This is a genomic window from Glycomyces dulcitolivorans, from assembly GCF_003265355.1.
Classification (GTDB): domain Bacteria; phylum Actinomycetota; class Actinomycetes; order Mycobacteriales; family Micromonosporaceae; genus Glycomyces; species Glycomyces dulcitolivorans.
Map to the genome: position 1 here is coordinate 1 of NZ_QFRW01000129.1, position 1,496 is coordinate 1,496.

Here is a 1,496-nt window from a genome sequence, read left to right on the forward strand (position 1 = left end):
GCCGCGGCAGCCGAAGCGGCCGCCGCCGCGAACCCCGCCCCCGTCCTCGCCGCGGGAGCGGCCGAGGCGGGCGCGTGAGCCGAGCCGTCATCCTGCCGGCCCCGGGCGGCTTCGTCGAGATCGAGGAGGACCGCACGGTCCTCGACCGGCTCATCGCGCAGATCCGCGAAGCCGGGGTCGACGACGTCACCGTCCTCACCAGGCCCGGCACCGACCGGCCCGTCAAAGCGACCCAGGTCCTCTCGGCCGACGCCGACTCGGACCTCGCCCACCTCGGCGAGATCGCGTTCGCGCAGGACGGCCCGCTGTACGTGGCGTGCGCCGACCTCGTCGCCTCCCAGACCACCGTCGCCGCCGTCCTCTCCGACTCCTCGCGCCGCTCCGGCGTCCTCGTCGGCTCCGACGACCCGTCCGCGGCCCCCGTGCAGGTCGAACGCGGCCTCGTCACCGGGCCCGGGCCCGGCCCGACGCGCCTCGGCGGCCTCGCGAAGGTCTCCGCGGCGCACCTCGCCAGACTTGAGCGGCACTGGCCGCGCCGGAGCCAGGGGGACGCCTTCGAGGGCGTCCTCGCCGCTTTGCACGCCCGCGCCGTCCCCGTCAACGCCTACCGCACCGGCGGCCTCGAACACCGCCAGGTCGGCAGCAGTGACGAGGCCCGCGAGGTCATCGCCGCGTTCGAAGCCGTCGACATGGACGCGTGGCGCCTCAAGAACGCCGTCAAGCACGACGACGACTTCTTCGCCACGTACGCCGTCTCCACCTGGTCGCCCAAGCTCGTGAAGCTCTCGGCGCGCCTCGGCTGGACCCCCACCCCGATCACGTGGGTGTCGATCACGCTCGCCGTCGGCGCCGCCGCGATCTTCGCCACCGGATGGTCGTGGTGGTACGCCGCGGCCGCGGCCCTCATGTACTTCAGCTTCGTCTTCGACTGCGTCGACGGCCAGCTGGCCCGCTACACCCAGAACTTCTCGTCCTTCGGCGGCTGGCTCGACATGATGGCCGACCGCTCGAAGGAGTTCCTCATCTACGCCGGCCTCGCCGCCGGCGCCGTCGCCGGCGGGGCCCCCGCGCCCGCCGCGTGGGGACTCGCCATCAGTGCCATGGCGACCCAGACCGTCCGGCACACCGCCGACACCTGGTACGCGGTCCTCCTCGACACCGCCGTGGTCCGCCAGGCCCGCAAACGCGAGTCCGCGCCGCCCTCGGGCCGCGCCGCGCACCTCGGCGAACGCCTCGGCTCCGCCTCCGAGCAGGTCATGGGCGCCCACCGCTCGGTCCTGTACTGGGCCAAGCGGACCATCGTCGCCCCCGTCGGCGAGCGCTGGCTGCTCCTGGCCGTCGCCGCCGTCGCCTTCGGGCCGCAGGTCGCGCTCGCCGCGCTCCTGTGCTGGCAGCTCCTCGCCCTCGGGTACACGACCGCGGGCCGCACGCTCCGGTCCCTCGCCGCCCGCACCGCGGCCCTGCGCCGCCCCGACCGGGCCGCCCACCGCGACGAC

The 1,496-nt window shown here is 75.2% G+C and carries 1 protein-coding gene; it reads left to right on the forward strand.

Annotation, left to right across the window (positions count from 1 at the left end; translation table 11 throughout):
- Positions 1-74: 74 nt before the first annotated feature.
- A partial coding sequence (locus DI269_RS13050) for a CDP-alcohol phosphatidyltransferase family protein (RefSeq protein ID WP_112136565.1) occupies positions 75-1,496 on the forward strand: 1,422 nt, incomplete at its 3' end.